The 21,562-nt window shown below is 43.8% G+C and carries 20 protein-coding genes; 15 read left to right on the plus strand and 5 right to left on the minus strand.

The features are described 5' to 3' along the window. Nucleotides 1-126 precede the first annotated feature (126 nt). From NSS66_RS10290 to NSS66_RS10320, 7 genes are all read left to right on the plus strand, one after another. On the plus strand, nucleotides 127-2,091 hold the full coding sequence (locus NSS66_RS10290; protein WP_340958891.1) for a translation factor GTPase family protein: 1,965 nt from the start codon (nucleotides 127-129) through the stop codon (nucleotides 2,089-2,091). A 105-nt stretch (nucleotides 2,092-2,196) separates the two neighbouring features. Continuing rightward, nucleotides 2,197-2,619 carry a DUF4303 domain-containing protein gene (locus tag NSS66_RS10295; protein WP_340958893.1) on the plus strand — a complete coding sequence of 141 codons (423 nt, stop codon included), beginning with the start codon at nucleotides 2,197-2,199 and terminating at the stop codon, nucleotides 2,617-2,619. Next, nucleotides 2,600-2,773, plus strand: a complete 174-nt coding sequence (locus NSS66_RS10300; protein WP_340958895.1) for a DUF4303 domain-containing protein — start codon at nucleotides 2,600-2,602, stop codon at nucleotides 2,771-2,773. The genes NSS66_RS10295 and NSS66_RS10300 overlap by 20 nt, the downstream gene beginning before the upstream one ends. A gap of 141 nt (nucleotides 2,774-2,914) precedes the next feature. Then, nucleotides 2,915-3,442: a hypothetical protein gene (locus NSS66_RS10305; RefSeq protein WP_023991094.1), complete on the plus strand. Its 528-nt coding sequence runs from the start codon at nucleotides 2,915-2,917 to the stop codon at nucleotides 3,440-3,442. Nucleotides 3,443-3,781: 339 nt separating this feature from the next. Continuing rightward, a complete protein-coding gene (locus NSS66_RS10310) occupies nucleotides 3,782-5,116 on the plus strand; it encodes an SMI1/KNR4 family protein (RefSeq protein WP_023991093.1) in 1,335 nt (444 codons plus the stop codon). A 164-nt stretch (nucleotides 5,117-5,280) separates the two neighbouring features. Beyond that, nucleotides 5,281-5,883, plus strand: a complete 603-nt coding sequence (locus NSS66_RS10315; protein WP_023991092.1) for a class I SAM-dependent methyltransferase — start codon at nucleotides 5,281-5,283, stop codon at nucleotides 5,881-5,883. 257 nt (nucleotides 5,884-6,140) lie between these two features. Next, nucleotides 6,141-6,677, plus strand: a complete 537-nt coding sequence (locus NSS66_RS10320; protein WP_023991091.1) for a YceI family protein — start codon at nucleotides 6,141-6,143, stop codon at nucleotides 6,675-6,677. A gap of 77 nt (nucleotides 6,678-6,754) precedes the next feature. Here the strand turns inward: NSS66_RS10320 and NSS66_RS10325 are convergent, their stop codons facing one another. Further along, nucleotides 6,755-7,432 (minus strand): TetR/AcrR family transcriptional regulator, encoded by a 678-nt coding sequence (locus NSS66_RS10325; RefSeq protein ID WP_340958897.1) that lies wholly within the window; start codon nucleotides 7,430-7,432, stop codon nucleotides 6,755-6,757. A 368-nt stretch (nucleotides 7,433-7,800) separates the two neighbouring features. On the opposite strand from NSS66_RS10325, the gene NSS66_RS10330 reads away from it, so the two are divergent. Both NSS66_RS10330 and NSS66_RS10335 read left to right on the plus strand, forming a co-directional pair. Next, complete coding sequence (locus NSS66_RS10330; protein WP_340958898.1) at nucleotides 7,801-9,507, plus strand: CocE/NonD family hydrolase; 1,707 nt, start codon at nucleotides 7,801-7,803, stop codon at nucleotides 9,505-9,507. A gap of 179 nt (nucleotides 9,508-9,686) precedes the next feature. Next, nucleotides 9,687-10,148, plus strand: coding sequence for a hypothetical protein (locus NSS66_RS10335; protein WP_023991087.1), 462 nt, complete (start codon nucleotides 9,687-9,689; stop codon nucleotides 10,146-10,148). Nucleotides 10,149-10,225: 77 nt separating this feature from the next. On the opposite strand, the gene NSS66_RS10340 is transcribed toward NSS66_RS10335, so the two are convergent. From NSS66_RS10340 to NSS66_RS10350, 3 genes are all read right to left on the minus strand, one after another. Next, on the minus strand, nucleotides 10,226-11,167 hold the full coding sequence (locus tag NSS66_RS10340) for an NmrA family NAD(P)-binding protein (RefSeq protein WP_023991086.1): 942 nt from the start codon (nucleotides 11,165-11,167) through the stop codon (nucleotides 10,226-10,228). A gap of 91 nt (nucleotides 11,168-11,258) precedes the next feature. Beyond that, nucleotides 11,259-12,146: a LysR family transcriptional regulator gene (locus NSS66_RS10345; RefSeq protein WP_340958899.1), complete on the minus strand. Its 888-nt coding sequence runs from the start codon at nucleotides 12,144-12,146 to the stop codon at nucleotides 11,259-11,261. A gap of 120 nt (nucleotides 12,147-12,266) precedes the next feature. Then, the gene (locus tag NSS66_RS10350; protein WP_023991084.1) at nucleotides 12,267-13,355 is read right to left on the minus strand and encodes a GntR family transcriptional regulator; all 1,089 of its coding nucleotides are present in this window, start codon (nucleotides 13,353-13,355) and stop codon (nucleotides 12,267-12,269) included. Between the two features lie 290 nt (nucleotides 13,356-13,645). Between NSS66_RS10350 and NSS66_RS10355 the strand changes: the two genes are divergently transcribed. The 6 genes from NSS66_RS10355 (at nucleotide 13,646) to NSS66_RS10380 (ending at nucleotide 20,769) form a co-directional block, all read left to right on the plus strand. After that, the gene (locus NSS66_RS10355; RefSeq protein WP_028540947.1) at nucleotides 13,646-15,259 is read left to right on the plus strand and encodes a xylulokinase; all 1,614 of its coding nucleotides are present in this window, start codon (nucleotides 13,646-13,648) and stop codon (nucleotides 15,257-15,259) included. Between the two features lies 1 nt (nucleotide 15,260). Next, complete coding sequence (locus NSS66_RS10360) at nucleotides 15,261-15,956, plus strand: L-ribulose-5-phosphate 4-epimerase (protein WP_023991082.1); 696 nt, start codon at nucleotides 15,261-15,263, stop codon at nucleotides 15,954-15,956. Nucleotides 15,957-15,990: 34 nt separating this feature from the next. Continuing rightward, complete coding sequence (gene araA, locus NSS66_RS10365; RefSeq protein WP_023991081.1) at nucleotides 15,991-17,415, plus strand: L-arabinose isomerase; 1,425 nt, start codon at nucleotides 15,991-15,993, stop codon at nucleotides 17,413-17,415. Nucleotides 17,416-17,586: 171 nt separating this feature from the next. Further along, nucleotides 17,587-18,450 carry a hypothetical protein gene (locus NSS66_RS10370; protein ID WP_340958901.1) on the plus strand — a complete coding sequence of 288 codons (864 nt, stop codon included), beginning with the start codon at nucleotides 17,587-17,589 and terminating at the stop codon, nucleotides 18,448-18,450. 410 nt (nucleotides 18,451-18,860) lie between these two features. Beyond that, a complete protein-coding gene (locus NSS66_RS10375) occupies nucleotides 18,861-20,360 on the plus strand; it encodes a malate:quinone oxidoreductase (protein ID WP_028540946.1) in 1,500 nt (499 codons plus the stop codon). Between the two features lie 232 nt (nucleotides 20,361-20,592). Beyond that, nucleotides 20,593-20,769, plus strand: coding sequence for a hypothetical protein (locus NSS66_RS10380; RefSeq protein WP_023991078.1), 177 nt, complete (start codon nucleotides 20,593-20,595; stop codon nucleotides 20,767-20,769). A gap of 10 nt (nucleotides 20,770-20,779) precedes the next feature. Here the strand turns inward: NSS66_RS10380 and NSS66_RS10385 are convergent, their stop codons facing one another. Beyond that, a complete protein-coding gene (locus NSS66_RS10385; RefSeq protein ID WP_034095129.1) occupies nucleotides 20,780-21,526 on the minus strand; it encodes an SDR family oxidoreductase in 747 nt (248 codons plus the stop codon). Between the last annotated feature and the right edge of the window lie 36 nt (nucleotides 21,527-21,562).

Consider the following 21,562-nt stretch of genomic DNA (forward strand, 5'->3'; position numbering starts at 1 on the left):
TTTTTTCCTTTATCCTCTGTCTATGAAAAAAGATCCTCTCTCAAAACCAACTCCTACCCACTCTCCCGATTTGTATGCTTTAATAAAATGAGCAGTATCAACAAGAAGCGTTGAAAGTGGGATTCTATGAAGCGACTAACGATTGGCCTGTTCGCCCATGTGGATGCAGGTAAGACAACTTTTGCGGAACAGCTGCTGTACCATACGCACAGTATCCGGTCGCGGGGGCGGGTGGATCATCAGGATGCGTTTCTGGACAGCCACGACATCGAGCGGGCAAGGGGTATTACGGTATTCGCAGATCAGGCGGTAATAGAATATAAAGGAGACAGCTATTATTTAATAGACACGCCCGGACACGTCGATTTCTCCCCGGAGATGGAGCGGGCGATTCAGGTCATTGATTATGCCATCCTGATTGTAAGCGCAGTTGAAGGTGTCCAGGGTCATACGGAGACGGTCTGGCAGCTGCTGCGCAAGCATCGAATTCCGACGTTCTTCTTTATCAACAAGACGGATCGGATCGGCGCGGATGTAGGCAGAACCGAGGCGGATATCCGTCAACAGTTGACGGGGGAAGTATGCTGCATTACACAGAGCTTCGCTGACGGCATAGTCGGCGAGCCGCTGCGGGAGGCCATGGCGGAGCGGGACGAAGCCTTGCTGGAAGCATTCCTGGAGGGGAGAGAGGATTCCGGCTTCTGGCTGGAGGCCTTGCAGAGGATGATAGCGGCGGGTCTTCTTTTCCCCTGTGCTTACGGCTCTGCGCTTCAGGATACAGGCGTCATTGAATTTCTGAATCAGCTGCATCTGCTGACGACAACCACTTATGACGAGAATGCTTCGTTCCAGGGGCGGGTTTATAAAATTCGGCACGATGCAGGCGGAGCGAGACTCACGTTCATTAAGGCGCTGGGTGGTCGGCTGAAGGTGAGAGAACAGCTTAGTTACGAGAGCGGCGGGGTTCAATATGACGAAAAAGTTACACGGCTCTTCTTGTTTAACGGCCTTAAATCGCAGCCGGTGGAACAAGTGGAAGCTGGAGATTTGTTTGCGGTTGCCGGCTTGTCAGCCGTCGGGGTCGGACAAGGCCTGGGGTCGATATCAGACAAGTTAGCTTACGACTCGGAGCCGACGTTACAATCGAAGGTATTATTCGACAATTCGATACATGTACAGAAGGTGCTCGGTACTTTTCGCACGCTGGAGGCGGAGGAGCCGTCTCTGAACGTCGTTTGGGATGAGAAATTGCAGGAGATTTCTATCCGCGTCATGGGATTGATTCAACTGGAAGTGCTGGAGCAGCTTGTTAGAGAGCGGTTTGGCTTTGCTATCTCTTTTGGACAACCGGAAATCTTGTATAAGGAAACGATTCAATCGGCTGTGAAAGGGTACGGCCACTTCGAACCGCTCAGGCATTATGCGGAAGTGCATCTGCTGATTGAACCGGGAGCAAGGGGCAACGGCATCATGTTCGATAGCAGATGTCATGCCGATGATCTGAATGTCAGCTATCAGAATCTGATTCGGAATCATCTCTATGAACGGGAGCATCACGGACTGCTGACCGGCATGCCAGTCACCGACGTAAACATTACGCTGCTGAGGGGCCGCGCGCATAAAGAACATACCCATGGTGGCGATTTTCGTGAGGCTGCCTTTCGAGCACTACGGCAGGGTCTGGAGAAGGCGGACAACGTGCTGCTGGAGCCTTTTTACGATTTTAAAATTAAGGTCGCTATCGATGAAATGGGCAGGGTGCTGTCCGATATTCAGCGTGCTTCAGGTATTTTTAATCCGCCGCAAACAACCGGAACGCAAGCGGTGGTCACGGGCAGGGTGCCCGTGTCGAGTTTCATGAACTACAGTGCCGAATTTGCATCCTTTACGCATGGACGAGGCAGTATCCGCTGCGTGTTCAGCGGCTACGACCGCTGCCATAATACGGAGCAGGTCATAGAACGGAGGGGCTACCGCAAAGGGGCGGACCCACTGTATACATCCTCCTCCATCTTTTGCGCCAAGGGGGCGGGTTACTCGGTGCCATGGGATGAGGCGGAAGCCAAGATGCACCTTGAATTAGAACCTTAATCGCCCATATTTCCAGGATTCAGGTGAAAAGTAGGTAGATTTAGGACGAACAATTTTTATAATGGAAATAAGATATATATTTTATAGGGCTAAGGGGCGATTGTCATGGAACCGACGCATGAAATACAGGCGCTGGCGGCAGAAATTGCTGATGTGGCTAGGACGTCCTTTCGCACTCTTTTTGAAAATGGTGAACGTTACTATTACTGCACGCTATTCACTTCTGGAGAGGGACATGCGCCAAGCATCTCCGCCTGGTCATGGGAGGCCTTGGAGAGGGAAGCGGTCAGGCAAGGAGACGAAAGCGACACGCCGGGATCAACGATTGCGGAACTCATTAAATGGTCCTATGCCGATTCACCCTATTGTTGTTTCAGGGATGAAAACTTCGATGAGGTTAAACAATTGTTTATGGAGCGTCCTTCTATTGCGGAGCTTGAGGCTGACGAAAGGAATCGTGAGTTTGATTCGAGGCTGAAGGCAATGGAGCTGGCGATGAAAACGCTCGATGATGAAAACGCTCGATGATGAAGGCGTGTTTGCCTTGAATCAACCGCGAGAGGCTGTATGTGTCCTTGTCGAGGTTATGCCGCCGGATGAGATCAATACGGAAATCGCCCTACGTTTGAATCGGGTGGAGTCTCCGGCTATGCAAGCATGGCTGGCAGAAGCGGCGGAGTAAGGGCATTCGCGTTTCTTGAGGGAGAGTTGTAAAATGCCTAATCATCAAGCGGTTTTTGGCGTGCGTATGTCCCATTCGCACAAGCAGGCAGCCCGCCCCTGGCGTAAACTGAATTATAATCAGTGAGCGAGGTGAACTTCCATGGCACAATCGAAAGAGATGCGTGCACGGGCTAAGAAGTTTCAGGGCCGTCCGGTCTGTGTCACCCTGCACAGCGGAGAGATTTACGTCGGCTACATCACCGACGTTAATTACGGCGGGTTGGTACTTGCCAGCGCCGGAGTCCCCCCACGCGCTTCTTCCGGGAAGCAAGACTCCCGATCTCTCAAACGCAGAGCTGGTGCGCATGCTCCGGGCGTCCGTCTCGGCAACCGGAAAGGCGGCGCGCGCAAGCCGTCTGGCCGTTCGCGCTCCCGCAAGCCGGACGCCAAGGTGTCGGCATTCCTGCCGATGATGGGCTCGCTGTTAGGCGGCCTTGGCGGCTCCACTGCGGGCGCAGGAGGGCTTGGCGGTATGCTCGGCGGCGGCCTGCGGCTGTTCGGCATGATCCAGAAGTTTGTCCCGGTCGTGAAGATGGGCTACGGTATGATCAAATCCATTCGCCCGTTTCTCGGCGCCGTTAAAGGCTTGATGCCCCCGGCCAGTCCGGCCACGCCGGATAACGAATAATCGTGTCCCTGTGAACTTTAAGCCCCCATTGAGTGGTCAAAGGGGGCTAGCCCACACCATCACTTTCTAACAAGAATAAAAATGATCACGTTCTTTGTCATTAAATTTGCCAAGTTTCCGTATCCTAACAAATTCGTGTTGGCCCCATATGGATTCCTTTCATATGCATTTTTTGTATGGTAATCTAAGGTGGTCCAGGGGACCTTAAGAGAAGCTACAATGAAAGATTAATTAAAGATACATATCATTTTAAAGAGGTACGACCCATAGAAAAAATAATAAAATTGCTGGATAAGCAAACAAAGGAAACCTGGCTATGGTCAACAGGAGGGTTCAAATATGTGGTTTGGGAAGAAAGAAACGCAACTAGATCGGATAAAAAACAAACTGAGTCAAGCCATGCGCAAAGACGCCGATTTCTCGGTGTTTGGAGCATCCTCACATCAATATAGGGTTAAAGAGAAGCTTACAGCAAAAGAGCTGGCGGACTGGCAAGCCCACAATCAGGTCACACTTCCTGAGCCTTACGCGCAATTTTTAACGAAAATCGGCAACGGTGGCGCTGGCCCCTACTATGGAATCTATTCAATTGAAAAGGCAGCTTCCTATACCGAGCGCCAGGCACTCCTTGCCAAATCCGTTCTGCATCCCGGGATGACGAAAGAGGAATGGAACCATCTGATTGAGCCCCTGACCAAGGATGAGGACATTCCCGATGAGGAATACGACGAAGCCTGTAATAAGGTGCTGGGCGGCATGTTGTGCATAGGCACCCAAGGCTGCGAATACGACATGTATCTTGTACTTGAAGGGAAATACAGGGGGAGAATTGTGTACACCTCCGATTTTCATCCCGATCATCCTTTTTTCTTTGTCTATGAAGACAGCTTTCTGGACTGGTACGAGCGCTGGCTGGATGAAATTATTCTGGATTATGATATCGGGTGGTTTGGTAGTCGAATGCCGGGTGATGAGAATGCGCTGATCCAGATTTATCAGAGCGCTCCAAACGAAGAAATCCAAGCCAAAGCGCTTGATGGAATGTTCAAGTTTAAGAAAGTCTCTCAGCCAACCCTTGCTTTTTTGAAAAATATTGCGGAGCAAAGCCCAAAAAATCGGACCACAGCCATTTGGCTCATCTGCAAAACTTCTTTTGACACGGGTAGGAAATATCTTCTGGAGCTGTTGCAATCGGATAAACATGAGGATTTTCTGCAAGCTTTACAGATTCTGCATGCTTCCAGTAAAACTGTGAATTTAACAGAGTTTATTCCAGTGATCTTGCAAAGGCTTGACAGGATTCACGACCCGGAAACGTTGCGTTATGCAGGGTATATCTTGGAGGATTACGGTGCGATTACTCTCCAGAACTTTGCGCCTTTCTTGTGTCACGCTGACCCGAAAATGCAAACCACTGCCATCTATGCCGCGCGCAGTTGCGAAAACAAGCTGGGAAGCTGGCAGATTATTGAACAGATGTTGATGGGGGGCGGCCCGCAGGTTCTGAATAACTTAATTTTATACTGGGGCATTATCCCACATGAGAAGTTGCTGCCTTACTATAAGGCGGTATGGCCGCAATATAAAAGCAATCCGAATTTCAGAGAAAAATTTATCGGTTGTTTGCGAGAACTGCATTTGCCAGATGATTATTTCGACAAAGACGAATCGTGAAGAAGGTGTACATGAACCACCCCAAGGTTGTCTCCTCCATTCATACAGAGGTTTTGTTTTCCATAAGCATGAATAAGAATGTGGACTAAATGCTAATGCTTGATAGAATATCATTCTATATTGTTGTATTCAGGATTTTATTAAGGCGGATTGGGGAGGTAATTATGGGAAATACGGATAAGTTTGAAATGATAGCGAATATATATGACACTTCGGAAAGAATTCAAATTGCAAAGGCATCATCTGATGCCATTCGTGAATATGTAGTTGACGCTAATAGTAAGAATGCTATTGATTTTGGGTGTGGAACGGGTCTTGTCGGAATGAACTTGTTAAACGATTTTAATTCTATGCTTTTTCTGGATACTTCACAAAACATGATTAATCAAATAAAACAAAAAATTACTGATCTTCATATTCATAATGCAGATACAATATGCTTTGATTTTGAAAAGGAAGGTCTATCGGATCTTCATGCTGACTATATTTTTATGGCTCAGGTTCTGCTCCATATTCATGATGTTGAATTCGTTTTATCCAGATTATTGGATGTTCTAAATGAAGGAGGACATTTACTAATTGTAGACTTTAATAAAAATGAAAAAGTAGTTTCAGATTTAGTTCATAACGGATTTAATCAAGAAGAGCTGGCTGACATTATGACTAAAATAGGGTATAGAGATATTCAATCCAAAACTTTTTATAATGGAAGTAAAATATTCATGGGACAAGATGCATCTATGTTTATTCTTGATTCTCGAAAATAAACTTTTAGGCAGAAATCAGCTCTCGTTATAGTCGGGATTCTAAAATACAACGAAATAAAAGGCCGCCCCTTATGAGACAGCCCCATGCTTCTTGTACAGTCCGAAATCGGATTTACGAGGAAGCCGAAAAAATGCTAAAACGCTACTGACATCCCGTTGTCAGTAGCGTTTTTGTATATTAGGAGCATGCGAATAGCGCAGTGTTTTGGAGATAGGGCGACCTTTCTCAAATCTTATCATAGAGGTGGAATTTATTTATGAGCAATATCAATTGGGAAGTGGATGCGGACCACAGCTCCGTTGAGTTTTCGGTAACGCATTTAATGATTAATAGAATCAAAGGAGTATTCGAGCATTTCCAAGCGAGCTTGAATTTTGACCCCAATGATTTAACAACCATGGGTATTCAAGCTTCCATAGACGCAAATAGTATCACAACTCGCCAATCGCAACGAGATGAACACCTGAAGAGCGACGACTTCCTTCATGCAGCCAAGTATCCAACCATTACGTTTCAAAGCACCAGCTGCGTCCTTGCTGGCGAAAGGCAATATGAGCTTACGGGCAATCTAACTTTGCATGGAGTAACAAAACCCATCACTTTTCATACCGTTTTTGAAGGACTAAATAAAGACCCTCGTGGCCGGGAACGTGTAGGATTTCATTCAACAGCCAGTATCGAACGCAATGAATTTGGCTTGACATTCAACTCGCATCTGGAAAAAGGCGGGATTGTTGTCGGGAATGAAGTGAGAATCGAACTTTATATCGAGGCAATTAAAATAGTAGATTAGCGGTCCTAAAGGCCATCCTTTTATCGGGATGGTCCTTATTCAAAAACTTGCCGCTACAAAAAGATGCCTTGGCGGCCTCATGTTGAGCCTTCCAAGCCTCCATCCGATTGATCTGGCTTGTAGCATAGCTTGGGGGGGATAGTTTTATCAACCTGCGTTATCCGACAATACAGGGCCATTCCTTCTTTGGTTAGATGAGGCAGTATAAGGCTCCATAGGATGGACAAGATGTTTTTGGGATTTGGAAGAAACTTTTGGAGAAGAATTATTTCCTGTGTGCCATACATATTTATCGATAGTAAAGAAATAGCCAAATCTTCATATTGCCCGGCATATAATTCTTCTTTCATAATTCCTTTATTAACAAACCCCTTAAATATGTTGGTAAAAAGCGTATAGAAATCATTAACAACCTTAATTTGCATTTTAGCTATCTCCGGATACAACTTAGGCAATTCTGTAAAACTGGAGAAATAAAAGAAATATTTTTTACGGAATGCATTAAGAATTAAAAACTGCTGATTCAGCCCTTCGATAGAAACCTCCGCTGAGAAATTTAAGTTTTGGTATTCTTCATACTGCATTGCCATAACACCAATCATAAGATCATGTTTTTTTTTGAAATAGTATGTCAAATTACCAGGACTTATATTTAACGCATCGGAAATATCCCTCAATGTTACATATGCATATCCTTTTTTATTAAATAATTCAATTGAAGTCTCAAGGATCTTATCCCTTAAATTAATATCCATTTCTATCTCCTTTAGAGCGTTTGTGCTATGCACTTGAAATCAAAAGCATTATATCATAAATTGTTCCTTCAAGCCGAAATAAGTAGCTTGATTAAGAATACGGAAGAATTCGAGAGATAATTTGCGAAAATCCTCAGCCAAGAGTGCCATTCCCAATAAAGACCAGAGTTGAGTTGCTGTATTTGCAGGAATATACTGATTTTAGTACACGTGTACTAAAACTTTTCTGAATAATTATTGAAGGGAGTGAACCCCTTGCAAGAAATCAGAAAGAGACCTAAAGTTCACAATGCGATTGAACAGGATACAGAAGCACGCTGCTTATTGATTGACTGGTTTGAAGAAAAACTATCAAATGGAGGCAAGCTATGAATCCATTACCTATCGACATTAACGAAAGAAGTAATCACTTTTATGAACTTACTTGGAAAGAAGTACAGATTCCTATGAGAGACGGGAATTATCTCGCCGCAAATCTTTATCAGCCTAATGTGGATGGGAGTTTTCCAGTAATCATGACGATGTGTCCGTATGGAAAGGATCTTCATTTCTCTCAATTTGCTCCTGCTAATCCAACAATCGCAATAGAATATACACACTCGCAGGATAAAGGGCCCTTAATTAGTTGGGAAACACCAAATCCTGAATTTTGGGTGCCGCAAGGCTATACTGTCTTGCGAGTAGATGAACGTGGTATCGGTAATTCTCCAGGAAAGCTGGATATATTATCAAATTCTTTGAAGAAGGATTATTATGATGCAATCGAATGGGCTGGAACGCAACCATGGAGCAATGGAAAGATAGGACTGCTGGGCATCTCCTATTTGGCTATGAGTCAATGGGCCGTGGCATCCGAACAGCCTCCTCATTTAGCTTGTATCATACCTTGGGAAGGTACAGTAGATTATTATGCAGAATTCTGTTATCCGGGCGGAATCCAGGCGAACGGTTTTCTTTCATTCTGGTGGAAGAACGGAGTTTTGGCGCATCAATACAATCCCGATGGAAAATTCTCGGAAGAACAATTGCAAGCCAATCGCACTGATTTCCCGGAGATGGTAAAAAACAATCCATTACGTGATCAATCGTGGACGAATCGATTTTCTGATTTGAGTAAAGTAGAGGTGCCTTTATTATCCGCAAGCAACTGGTTTAGCGCCGGAATGCATACCCGTGGAAATTTCCTGGGTTTTCAGAATGCGGTATCAGAGCACAAGTGGCTTGAAGTACATATCGGGAGCCATGTTGGTGCATTTTACACCGCTCAGGGTCGGGAACTGCAGAAAAAATTTCTGGATTATTGGCTTAAAGGAATCGATACTGGCATAATGAGAGAACCGAAAGTAAAGCTTGCCATTCCTCGCGGAGGCAATAACTACACATGGCGCTACGAGAACGAGTATCCGCTTAAGCGCACCCAATGGACCCGCTTTTACCTTGATGCAAGCTCGAATTTGCTTTCGCAAGAGCCTCCGCAAGCCAAGGCCCAGCTTTGCTATGAAGGCGATAAGGAGTGCGAGTCAAAGCACTGGGCGAAGCCTTTTATGGTGAAAGAATTCTCGAGAGAGGAAAACAATTCAAAGCGTGTTCTGTTTGAAACCGATCCGTTTGATAACGAAACAGAAATTCTCGGGCCTATCAAACTCCGTTTGTGGGCATCGTCAACTACAGATGATATGGACATTTTCGTATCTTTGCGAAATTTTGACTCACTAGGCAATGAGGTCGTTAACTCAGGAGCACTAACAGAGAAATTTCCAATTAGCCAGGGGTGGTTGCGCGCTTCCTTACGTAAAACTGATGATGAATTATCCACGGAGTGTAAGCCTTATTACACCTTCGATGAGGTTCAAAAGCTGGTTCCAGGAGAAGTCTATTGCTTGGATATTGAGATATGGGATAGCGCAATTGTTGTAGCTAAAGGAAACCGATTGCTCCTGGAAATTGGAAGCCAGAATCAAAGTGGCTGCGCACTGCTGACTCAGACGGGGGATGACAGGGTATGGGATGCAGACATTACTCTATATACAGGGGATGAATTTGATTCTTATTTGTTGCTGCCGATTATACCCTAACTGAGTTCAAGTTGACATGCTTCCCAACGCCCATGTTCCCTCAGACAGAAGGAAGTTGGAGAGAATATTCCTTTGGATCGGTGACGATTTATGTATACCAGTAAGTTGCGAGCGCCAGAACCGTAACATAAATAGCGGCAAGTTTTTTGGGGAATAATGAGATAGAAGGAGAGATGGAAATGCCCTATATCGTTGATTTTAATAATGTGTCTACGGTTGGTTTAGAGTCTTCACCTGTAGTAGAAGCGCTTGCTGGTTTGCGTGCTAATGAAGCCCGTTACTTTATGAACAAATACAAGCATGAATTTACGGTTGTGTCAGCTAGTGAAAGTCAGGAGACCCTAGATTATGTGAACCGAATTCTGAAAGAGCGTGATATTGAGTTTGCGGCCAAACCTTTAGAAACGTCACGTTTTCAAGTGGAAAATATTAAATTTGCTTATGTCTTTTATGAGGATGGTCTTGAGGTCAACGTCATGTATACGGTTGATGACACTAAGAAGCGGGCCGTTGGGTTTAAGCTTTCTGAGGGGATGGAGGTACCAAAGGAGCTAGAAGGGAAGTTTAAGTTTGCTAGGCAGAAGTCAAAACTAGCTGGAACAATTCGGGGTTCGTTTTTTGTAATTAAAGGAGAATACTAAAGTAGGCAAAAGCGCAATTGGAGAAATCGGATGTAAATCAGCTTCCGATCTCTCCGCAAACATGATCATGACTTGAATTAATTATCTTTGGAGTGTCGTTCACCCACTTGGTACTCATTCGCATGTTCAAACATATATTTCACTGTTACGGGATCTTGGCCCGTCAGCTTCTTGAAGTCGTCCGTAAATATATCCATTTTTCCTGAGCGAATAGCTTGTCCAAAGGTAACCATACCTTCAGAAGAGAAGGGGGCTTCGGAGTCCTCTGCAAATTTGCCATCCGTTGTTCTGGGAACACCCATGGCATCAAATATGGCGTAGTTTTCTTCATCCGTGATCTGCTTGTAGGTAATATGATGACCCGTTACTTTATTTCCAATCTCGATAAAGTCGGACATTGTTATTAATTCAGGACCATTTATATTTAATATCGCCTCATGATAATTGCTTGCTGCTAATGCATAAGCGACAGCTTTTGCACAATCTTTCCGTGAGATATAGGCCATCTTGCCGTCACCCTGGTTGTTTTTCAACACGCCGTCAGACTTCACATAGGTGAAGTAATTGGTAACCATAGCTTCCGCATATTGCGAATTACGCAGGAAAATATAATCTAACCCGACACTTTTGATATAATCTTCTGTATAGACATGGTCCAGTTTTTCAACACTTGGATTGGATTCATCCGCCGCGTTAACCAATGAAGTATAGATGATTTGTTTTACTCCAGCTTCTTTCGCCGCATCGACCACGTTTTTGTGCGCATTTTGGCGTTTTACCCCCACAAAAGGCATGGAGATTAAAGCAATTTTATCTGCATTAGCAAAGGCTTCTGCAAGGCCGTCTATTTTATTGAAATTGGTCACATGCGTTTCAATACCTTGTTCTGCATACCCTTGTAAAGATGCCGGATCATATGCACAAAAAATAATTTGGTCTTTTTCTACTAATTTCAATAAAAATTCAGCCGCTTGTCTGCCCAGATTGCCATCCACACCCGTTAATAATAACTTACCCATGTTTGTCGTCACTCCTTGCTGAAATGAACTATACTTATATATTATGTGAAAAAAATAACAAAGTATAATACAAAAAACTTATGGGCTATTGCTAAAACGAATTTTGTATTTGTTGTAGGAATGAGTACAATGCTGGATTAGAATTATTTTTTAAGTAGCCTATTTCGATTTTAAAAGTATGGTGTGAACCCTGTATGGGAATGAGTCGGACCTCTTCTTTCAGATCAGCAAGATCATAGTTATCTGGGAAAAAGCCAATTAAATTCTCTGTGATGATATAAAACAGCTTTGTTTCGACATCGTCTGCGGTTCTAAGGATGTTGGGCTGGTAACCATCTTCCATGGCATGCTGAATCATTAAATAATAGGAGTCTCCAATAACCATTGGATTCAGCATGACAAGCGGATACTTATATAATTCTTCCTTTGAGATGGACTCAAAACTGAAGAGGGGATGTTGTTTACTTACGGCCGCGCAGTATCGTCCGCTATATAATGTATGGGTTAGGATTTCCTCTTTCCCTTTAAACTCTGAGTCAAAGGCAATGGCTATGTCATGTATTCCTTTTTGCAGATACTCAGCGATATCCTTTAGCAATACTTTATTTAATTCAAGTTTAATCTTTGGATGATTTTCTTTAAATGAAGGGATAAATTTTAATAAGCTTTGGATATCTGTGATTGCAGCATATTCGATACTCAATAGCTGGGTATTATATTTTTGAAAATTTTCCATGCTTGTTTTCATATGATTATATTGCTTCCAGAGCACGACGGCCTCTGCATAAAACAGCCATCCCGCTTTGGTGGGCTCAATCGGAATTTGTTTTCTATCAATTAACTGAATGTTGAACTCATTCTCAAGTGAGGCAATTTGTTGGCTAATCGTAGTTTGCGATACAAAATTCTTCTTTGCTGTTTCTGTGAAGTTTCTACATTCAACGAGATCTATAAAATATTTTATCCTTTTTAGATTCATGTTTACCTCCAATTGTATGAAATTTATTAAAACTTACGTTCCCGCCATAAATTCAAGCCAGCATACCCTAATGTTAATGGCAAACTGGCGGTTCATAATTGGAGGTAATGTGAGCACCATCTACTTCAGTTTCTTCTTTACCGTCTCCCCTTCAATCAACACGGGCTGATAATAGGTGTGGTTGCGTAGATCCTTCTTCCCTTGCAGTTTCTTAATAACCCAATCGGCGGCATCACGTCCCATTTGTTCCTGTGGGTGTGTTAATGTGGTTAGCTTGATGTTTGCATTTTTGGAAATATAGGAATTATCTTGACCAATAATGGATATGTCTTCGGGAACAGATATCCCAAGTTGTCTGCATACATGTACAACTTCTAATCCTACCTCGTCGTTATAGCAGACAATTGCGGTTAACCCGTCTCTTTGTTCGGTAAGGAATTTTTTTAAGTTGGCGGACAGGTCCTGCTTCGTCTCTGTATAGAATGAGAGCACTTGCTCTGGGTGAAACCGTAATTTGGCTTCTCCAAGCGCTTTGATATAGCCCTTCATTCGATGCTTTCCTTGTAAATCATCCATTTTGGCAATGATACCAATGTGTGTGTGTCCGTTAGCAATCAATTCTTTTGTTGCCAGATAGCTGGATTGTACGTCATCGAGACAAAAGAAGGGAACTTCCAACTCTTCATAATAAGCATTAATCATGATGAACGGAACATCCTGCTCCTTGAACGTCAAATAGTAAGAGATATTGGGATTATATAGATTGCTCTTCGTAGGCTCAATGATCAAGCCATCCACACCAAAGGACAACATCATCTCCAAAGCTTTCTTTTCCTGTGCGACATCATTATTTGTACTAGCTAATAGCAATGAATAATTATCTTCATTCAATCTAGCTTCAATCCCGCGAATAATAGAAGGGAAGATGTAATCAGAAATATAGGTCGTGATGACTCCGATGGTTTTATTACTGGAATTCCCGCCGGTTTTTGATCGGAATTGGTTGCTGACGTAAGTGCCCGATCCTTTTTCACTTCTTAAAAAACCCTCGTTGGATAGTTCTAAAATAGCCTTTCGTACCGTCTGGCGACTAACTTTATACATATCCTGCAAAGCCGATTCCGTTGGAATTTGTTCTCCTACGCTGTATGCTCCTGATAGAATGTTGCTTTTTATATCCTCAAGGATGACCTGATACTTTGGTTTCACTTTATTCCTTCTTTCCTGGTTGTACTAATACCAATTTACCCACCCATAATATTTGTATGTACATATTTTAGCATAATTATGAACTTATTATAATCCATTGCCCAACATGCAGTAATACTAAAGGAAAAATAGAGAAACATTCAATTCGTAAGAATATTTGTAGGTATAACTACGTATTCGTGTTGACAAATGTACGAACAAAAAATATACTAAGGTTGTAAATTAAAGAAAGCGTCTTCTTTCAATTATTGCGATTATAACAGTTGTTCAGAGAGAGGAGTCACGTGAGCATGGATCAAGACATTAAACAAGCGATTACTAAGGGAGAAACCTCACTTGGTATCGAATTTGGATCCACACGTATCAAGGCAGTGCTGATTGATCATCATTTTGAAACAATCGCATCTGGAAGCTATGAGTGGGAAAATCTCTTGGTAGACGGATATTGGACGTACAACTTAGAGAGTATTATTACGGGTCTACAAGAGGCTTATAGTGAAATGAAGCAAGAAGTTGAGCGAAAATATGGAATCACTCTTCGTACCGTTGGTTCTATAGGATTCTCTGCAATGATGCACGGATATATGGCTTTTGACAGCAAAGGTGAGTTGCTTGTTCCGTTCCGGACTTGGCGGAATGCGACAACCGGTGTTGCGGCAAAAGTGTTAACCGATAAATTCCAATTCAACATCCCTGAGCGATGGAGTATTGCTCACCTGTATCAAGCTATATTGAACGAAGAGCAACATGTCCCTCAGATTGATTTTATGACGACGTTAGCTGGATATATTCACTGGCTGCTGACTGGCAATAAGTCCATTGGCATCGGAGATGCTTCGGGCATATTCCCAATTGATGAGACTACACATGATTATAACGAATCGATGGTTAAGCAGTTCGATGAACTCATTGCAGCCAAAGGTTACGATTGGAAGTTAGAAGGAATTCTCCCTAAAGTTTATATTTCAGGCGAGCAGGCAGGTGTACTAACCGCCGCGGGAGCCAAAATCTTAGATAAATCCGAAGATTTACAACCAGGTATTCCGCTTTGTCCTCCAGAAGGTGATGCGGGAACAGGGATGGTCGCTACGAATAGTGTGAGGAAACGGACTGGCAACGTCTCTGTGGGAACCTCGGTTTTTGCCATGCTTGTATTAGAGAAGGATCTTTCAGCGGTATATCCGGAAATTGATCTGGTGACTACACCGAATGGTAATCCGGTCGGAATGGTTCATGCCAACAACTGTTCAAGTGATCTCAATGCTTGGCTGGGATTGTTCCGTGAGTTCTATGAGGCAATGGGGCAAAAGGCCGATCCAAACCAATTATTCAGTGTGTTGCTGAACAAGGCTTTGGAAGCAGATCCAGATGGCGGCGGCTTACTTAGCTACGGATATTTGTCAGGAGAGAATATCACCGGAATAGAGAAAGGCCGGCCATTGTTTGTCCGCTCCCCTGAGAGCCGTTTCAATTTGCCCAATTTCATGCGGACTCATCTTTTCACTGCGTTTGCTGCTTTGAAAATCGGAATGGATATTTTGACAAAGAAAGAAAATGTCGCAATTGATAGCATACTGGCTCACGGTGGTTTATTTAAAACCCCTATCGTCGGACAAAAAATCATTGCGGCTGCCATGAATGTCCCGGTATCAGTGATGTCAACAGCTGGAGAAGGCGGGGCGTGGGGTATTGCTATTCTGGCTTCTTACATGATGAACAAGGCTCAACAAGAAAGTCTGGAAGACTTCCTCGACCAAAAAGTATTTAGAGATGCTGAGGGGCAAGAAATTTCTCCTGACAGTTCCGACGTTAAGGGATTCGAAGCATTCATGGAACGCTATACACAAGGTCTAGCGATTGAACAGGCTGCTGTAGATAATCTAGTGGAAAACTGGAGGGATTGATGTGTTAGAGCAACTGAAAGAAGAAGTATATCAAGCCAATCTGGATTTGCCTAAACATGGACTCGTGAAATACACCTGGGGTAACGTAAGCGCTGTTGATCGTGAGAGCGGCTTATTCGTTATCAAACCTAGTGGTGTTAGTTATGACACGATGAAACCTAGCGATATGGTGGTTGTTGATTTTGATGGCAATGTTGTTGAAGGAGAAATGAGACCTTCATCAGATACACCGACTCACGCCGTGCTTTATAAGCATTATGCAGAGATCGGCGGTATTGTACACACGCATTCAACTTGGGCGACCATTTGGGCTCAAGCAGGCCTGGATGTACCTGTAATGGGGACTACTCATGCAGACACCTTCTATGGTTCTGTTCCTTGCGCCCGTTTCTTGACACAAGAGGAGATTGATCGTGGTTACGAAGCGGAAACCGGCCGTGTCATCATCGAAACTTTTGAGCAGCGCGGGCTGGATATTTTAGCAGTGCCGGGTGTTCTGCTTAAGGGTCATGCTCCCTTCACTTGGGGGAAAGATGCAAAATCGGCAGTCATGAATAGCGTCGTGTTGGAAGAAGTTTCGAAAATGAATTTATTCGCACGAGAATTGAATCATTTTGCTGAAGAATTGCCGCAACGCATTCTAGATAAACACTATTTACGCAAACATGGGAAAGACGCGTACTACGGGCAAAAGTAATATAAACTAAAAAATTATGAAAAGAGGATGAATGATGTCAACAGTAGGTACAAAACAGTTCTGGTTTGTCGTAGGTTCACAACATCTGTATGGAGAAGAAGCATTAGCAGAAGTCAAAGCACACGCACAAGAAATGACCGATGCCTTAAATAAGAGTGGCGTTCTGCCTTATCCGCTTGTATTGCAGGATCTGGCGGTTAGTGCAGACAAAATTACTAGCCTTATGAAAGAAGTCAACTATCGCGACGAGGTTGCCGGTGTCATCACGTGGATGCATACCTTCTCACCTGCAAAAATGTGGATTCGTGGTACTAAATTGCTGCAAAAGCCGCTGCTTCATCTTGCTACACAGTTCAATGAAAGTATTCCTTGGGCTACGATTGACATGGACTTCATGAACCTCAATCAGGCAGCTCATGGTGACCGTGAATATGGATTCATCAATGCCCGTCTGAAGAAACAGAATAAAGTGGTCGTAGGGTACTGGGAACGTGCGGAAGTGCAGAAGCAAATCGCAGAGTGGATGGATGTAGCGGTTGCTTATAACGAAAGCTTCAATATCAAAGTTGCCCGCTTTGGCGACAACATGCGTAACGTTGGCGTTACGGAAGGCGATAAGGTCGAAGCCCAAATTCAATTTGGATGGACCGTTGACTACTTCGGAATTGGCGACCTTGTTCAGTACGTCAATGCTGTGAAAGAAGAAGAGATTGATGCTTTGTTTGCAGAATACTCCGAACTCTATGAATTTGATTATGGTACTTACAGCAAGGAAGCTTGGGAAGCCAGCGTAAGAGTGCAAGCAAGCTATGAAATTGCCCTTAAACGGTTCCTGGATAATGGCGGCTATACTGCCTTCACTACGAACTTCGAAGACCTCTATGGTATGAAACAGCTTCCTGGTCTTGCCGTTCAACGTTTGATGGCACAAGGATACGGCTTCGCCGGTGAAGGGGACTGGAAGACGGCAGCGCTCGATCGCCTGCTTAAAGTAATGAGCCATAACCAATCCACTGGCTTTATGGAAGACTACACCTATGAATTGGCGGCTGGTCAGGAATCGATCCTTCAATCCCATATGCTTGAAGTTGACCCAACGTTGGCAAGCAACAAGCCTAAAATCATCGTTTCACCGTTAGGTATCGGCGATCGTGAAGATCCAGCCCGTCTGGTGTTTGACGGCAAGGCAGGAGACGGTGTAGTTGTTTCCATGGCTGACTTTGGCACGCATTATAAACTGCTGATCAATGAGGTTACTGCATTTGAACCGACAGTTCCTGCTCCAAATCTTCCAGTGGCCCGTGTACTGTGGAACGTGAAGCCAAACTTCCAAGATGGGGTTAAAGCATGGATTGAGAACGGCGGCGGTCACCATACCGTGGTTTCCTTGAATCTAACCACAGACCAAATTGTTACTTATGCAAAACTGGTTAACCTGGAATACGTGATTATTAAGTAACTAGAAGATAGTCATCTACTAAAAGCATTGGGTCAGTCCTCAGGACCCAGTGCTTTTTATTAGTTTTCTAAGAATGTATAGATATGGGAAGGTTCCTAAGCTATCTGGCATTATAACGGGATAATTGGTTTCTCCTTAAGGTAATCATTTAATTCATAAGGATGTGATACTATGTCCAATTTACCAGCTACGAAAACGAAATTGGTTATCGTTGAAGGTATACCTGGCTCTGGCAAATCCACATTATCTAGGTACATACATGACATGTTAAACACACATCAAATAGAATCCGAACTATTTTTAGAAGGGGACTTACGACATCCCGCTGATTATGAATCGGTTGCATGTATGCCAAACGAAGAACTTGATCAGCTTCGATCAATCTATTCCGAGGCGTTTCATTACATTGATCCGTTTATATCTTTGAATGGCAACGACGCTTTAATCGCCTATGCGCTTGCGCAGCAATCAGCCCAAAATGAAATTCCCTCTAGTTTGTATGAGGAAATCCGGCGTTATGAAATCTACGATGGAGTACCCGTAGAAAAGTATTGCGAGTTGATGATTCAACGTTGGAAGTCTTTTGTTAAAGATCAGCGAGAAAAAGAAAAGTTGATGATACTCGAATGCTGTTTTTTACAGAACCCAGGGTGTGCATTACTCGCCCGGCATGATGCTGGAGAAGACCGTTTTATTCAGCATGTATTACAGATTGCGGAGCAAATTCAGGAGTTAAATCCAATTTTGTTCTATTTGAAGCAACCGAATGTGCGTGAGACGATTGAGCGAGTTAAAACAATGAGATCTCAAGAATGGTTAGATTTCGCGATTTGGTACCATACGGGGCAAGATTATGGAAAGAACAAGGGACTTTACGGGTATGAAGGATATATTCAGTTCCTTGAACACCGACGTGAGCTAGAATTGCAAATCATTGAGCAACTCCCTTTTCAATCATTTATTATGGATAACTCCGATTATGCTTGGGAGAATCAACAACAGACCGTTTTGAATATTATGATGAAGTATTTATAAACCGTGAAGCTCATTCCAGAAAACGTTAGTGCAATTAGAAAGGCCTATCCCGTAAAGACATATTTTACCGAATTATTCATATACATGGACTGTTGATTCGATCATTGGAAATCTGTACTCTACATCATTTGCTTCTAAACGCTTTTTTGGTGTCTGTTATTACTGCTAGTAAGTGAAGCTCAAATAATACAGCGTGATCAATTCTTATTATTTCTGCAAAGAAAATTCTCACTTTTTAGCAGAAATGATTTATAATTATCAGATAATAGACAATATAATTTTTAAAAGATTATATTTTAGTTATAATAGAGACAGAAAAGATATGTTCCTGAGTGGAGCCTTGCTTCTTGTATCATCTAAGCAGGAGGGCCTGCTCTTTTTTGCAAATATAAGAGATAAGGAAGGTTTTTATGAATAGCATTCAGAAAAAAACAGACATTATCTTAATTGGTGCCGGAGTCATGAGCGCGACTCTGGGATCATTGCTGAAAGAGTTAGCACCGGAGTGGGAAATTCAAGTGTTTGAGAAACTCGCAAACGCGGGAGAAGAAAGCTCTAACGAATGGAATAATGCAGGTACAGGCCATGCTGCACTGTGCGAACTGAACTATACATCCGAGAAAGCTGATGGATCTATAGATATTCGTAAAGCTGTAGACATTAATGAGCAGTTTCAGCTTTCAAGACAGTTTTGGTCTTTTCTTGTAAACAGCAATTTGATTCGTAATCCACAGGACTTTATCAAACCAATACCTCATATGAGTTTGGTAACAGGAGAGAAAAATGTATCTTTTTTGAAAAAAAGGTTTAAAGCGCTTTCAACTATTTCTCTGTTTCAAGGCATGGAATTTTCCGACGACCCTGAAAAGCTGAAGGAATGGATTCCGTTGATTATGGAAGGCCGTACATTGAATGAACCAATCGCGGCAACCAAAATCGACTCTGGAACAGATGTCAACTTTGGTGCTTTAACACGCATGTTGTTTGAGCATTTAAAAAGTAAAAACGTCGAGATCAATTACAAACATAGTGTTAAGGATATTAAACGTGCGAGCGACGGCTCGTGGAAAGTCAAAGTCCATAATCTGGACAACGGTAAAATCGAATACCATAATGCCAAATTTGTCTTTATCGGTGGTGGGGGTGGAAGTCTACCTTTGCTACAACGAACTGGTATTCCTGAGTCCAAATATATCGGGGGATTCCCGGTAAGTGGACTATTTATGGTATGTAACAATCCTAAGATTGTCGCCCAGCATCATGCAAAAGTATACGGTAAAGCTAAGGTTGGTGCTCCTCCCATGTCTGTTCCGCATCTGGATACAAGATACATCGGTAACCAAAAAGCACTGCTATTTGGGCCGTTTGCTGGCTTCTCACCGAAGTTCTTGAAAACGGGCTCAAATTTGGATTTGATCGGTTCTGTAAAACCCAATAATCTCATCACGATGTTGGCCGCAGGCGCAAAAGAGATGGCATTGACCAAATATCTGATCCAGCAAGTAATGTTATCGAATGAAAAGCGTCTGGAAGAATTACGCGAGTTTATTCCGAACGCCAAAATCGAGGACTGGGGGATTGTGGTAGCGGGTCAACGTGTGCAGGTGATCAAAGATACGGAGGGCGGTAAAGGAACACTTCAATTTGGTACGGAGGTGGTTAGTGCCGCTGATGGTTCGGTAGCTGCACTGCTCGGCGCTTCTCCGGGTGCTTCTACTGCTGTTCACGTTATGCTGGAAGTATTGGAAAAATGCTTCCCACAACATATGGAAGAGTGGGAACCAAAAATAAAAGAGATGATTCCTTCTTATGGGGTGTCACTAGCGGAAAACCCAGAGCTTTACCAAGAAATTTACGATTCCACAACGGAGGTGCTGGGACTGGGCGAAAAAGAACCGCTTCATCGTTAATTTTTGCATGGCTGGTAACTGGATCATCCCACTACTCTTTAATAAAATGTGCAGTAATCTTACGATATATTTTAAAGTTGAATAAATAACAACACCAAGCGGTGGGAAGGAATTCCCACCGCTAAAATGCTTGCTTAACAATACAAAATTTTGCAATCCTTCTGCATTTTCGGTGTCTGCTACAGTGATCACAGTAATTATGTAGAGCGCTATAGGCTCTATTCAGTTCCAGTTGTCCAATAAACTGGTGCAGCGGATTGCTACCCCGGCTTGGTTAAAACGGATGGGCGGAGAAAAGACAGAGCTGTCGGTGGAGGATGTAGCGAAAATGGCGGTCCGACTGGCGACCCTGCCGGAGGGTGGTCCAACGGGCGGATTTAATTACATGGATGATCAGCTTCCAGGGTAAAGCACTTATGTTACATTTGTGCGGTTGGGCGGATCACGATTTCGTTCACATCAATATCATCCGGTTGTTCAATTGCGAATCCAATTGCGCGGGCTACCGCGTCCGGTGTCATGGCTAGTTTATCCCGGATGGCAGCGAGTTGATCTCTCAATGCGGGATTGGTCATACCCTCCGTGAAATTCGTCTGCACAATACCAGGCGAAATGATGGTCACGCGCAGCTTGTCACCAGCCTCCTGGCGCAACCCCTCTGAGATGGCGCGCACAGCGAACTTCGTACCGGAGTAGACCGACTGGTTCGGCACAGTCTTATGTCCTGCTACAGAAGCGATGTTCACGAAGTGTCCGGAACCCTGCTTATGAAAGATAGGCAACGCTGCGGCTATACCGTACAAAACGCCTTTAATGTTGACGTCAATCATGTCCTCCCAGTCCTCGACACACAGATCTTCGAGAGGGGAAATGGGCATAACGCCAGCGTTGCTGACGAGAACATCCAGCTTCCCGTACCGTTCGCAAGCCAAATTAACGAGGTTGCACAGATCCTCGCGCCGTCTCACGTCAGTGCGTGCATAAACAGCTTCGCCACCTCCATTTGAAATGCGTGTCGCCAGCGCTTCAAGGCGATCCGCTCCGCGCGCTCCAAGCACGACTTTTGCCCCACGCTCGGCAAGCAACAGTGCTGTTGCTTCTCCAATTCCGCTGCTTGCACCTGTAATCACGACGACTTTGTTCTCTATTCTTCCTTCCAAATGCATAGCCCAATCCCTCTTCCTCTAATCTATTTGCCTTAG

Origin of the sequence: Paenibacillus sp. FSL R10-2748 (assembly GCF_038005565.1) — a bacterium.
In the GTDB taxonomy this organism is placed as follows: Bacteria; Bacillota; Bacilli; order Paenibacillales; family Paenibacillaceae; genus Paenibacillus; species Paenibacillus polymyxa_B.

What these genes read in the sequence shown, in the direction of transcription:
- NSS66_RS10290 (WP_340958891.1), top strand. Translation starts at nt 127, where the DNA reads ATGAAGCGACTAACGATTGGCCTGTTCGCCCATGTGGATGCAGGTAAG.
- NSS66_RS10295 (WP_340958893.1), top strand. Translation starts at nt 2,197, where the DNA reads ATGGAACCGACGCATGAAATACAGGCGCTGGCGGCAGAAATTGCTGAT.
- NSS66_RS10300 (WP_340958895.1), top strand. Translation starts at nt 2,600, where the DNA reads ATGATGAAAACGCTCGATGATGAAGGCGTGTTTGCCTTGAATCAACCG.
- NSS66_RS10305 (WP_023991094.1), top strand. Translation starts at nt 2,915, where the DNA reads ATGGCACAATCGAAAGAGATGCGTGCACGGGCTAAGAAGTTTCAGGGC.
- NSS66_RS10310 (WP_023991093.1), top strand. Translation starts at nt 3,782, where the DNA reads ATGTGGTTTGGGAAGAAAGAAACGCAACTAGATCGGATAAAAAACAAA.
- NSS66_RS10315 (WP_023991092.1), top strand. Translation starts at nt 5,281, where the DNA reads ATGGGAAATACGGATAAGTTTGAAATGATAGCGAATATATATGACACT.
- NSS66_RS10320 (WP_023991091.1), top strand. Translation starts at nt 6,141, where the DNA reads ATGAGCAATATCAATTGGGAAGTGGATGCGGACCACAGCTCCGTTGAG.
- NSS66_RS10325 (WP_340958897.1), bottom strand. Translation starts at nt 7,432, where the DNA reads ATGGATATTAATTTAAGGGATAAGATCCTTGAGACTTCAATTGAATTA.
- NSS66_RS10330 (WP_340958898.1), top strand. Translation starts at nt 7,801, where the DNA reads ATGAATCCATTACCTATCGACATTAACGAAAGAAGTAATCACTTTTAT.
- NSS66_RS10335 (WP_023991087.1), top strand. Translation starts at nt 9,687, where the DNA reads ATGCCCTATATCGTTGATTTTAATAATGTGTCTACGGTTGGTTTAGAG.
- NSS66_RS10340 (WP_023991086.1), bottom strand. Translation starts at nt 11,167, where the DNA reads ATGGGTAAGTTATTATTAACGGGTGTGGATGGCAATCTGGGCAGACAA.
- NSS66_RS10345 (WP_340958899.1), bottom strand. Translation starts at nt 12,146, where the DNA reads ATGAATCTAAAAAGGATAAAATATTTTATAGATCTCGTTGAATGTAGA.
- NSS66_RS10355 (WP_028540947.1), top strand. Translation starts at nt 13,646, where the DNA reads ATGGATCAAGACATTAAACAAGCGATTACTAAGGGAGAAACCTCACTT.
- araA (WP_023991081.1), top strand. Translation starts at nt 15,991, where the DNA reads ATGTCAACAGTAGGTACAAAACAGTTCTGGTTTGTCGTAGGTTCACAA.
- NSS66_RS10370 (WP_340958901.1), top strand. Translation starts at nt 17,587, where the DNA reads ATGTCCAATTTACCAGCTACGAAAACGAAATTGGTTATCGTTGAAGGT.
- NSS66_RS10375 (WP_028540946.1), top strand. Translation starts at nt 18,861, where the DNA reads ATGAATAGCATTCAGAAAAAAACAGACATTATCTTAATTGGTGCCGGA.
- NSS66_RS10385 (WP_034095129.1), bottom strand. Translation starts at nt 21,526, where the DNA reads ATGCATTTGGAAGGAAGAATAGAGAACAAAGTCGTCGTGATTACAGGT.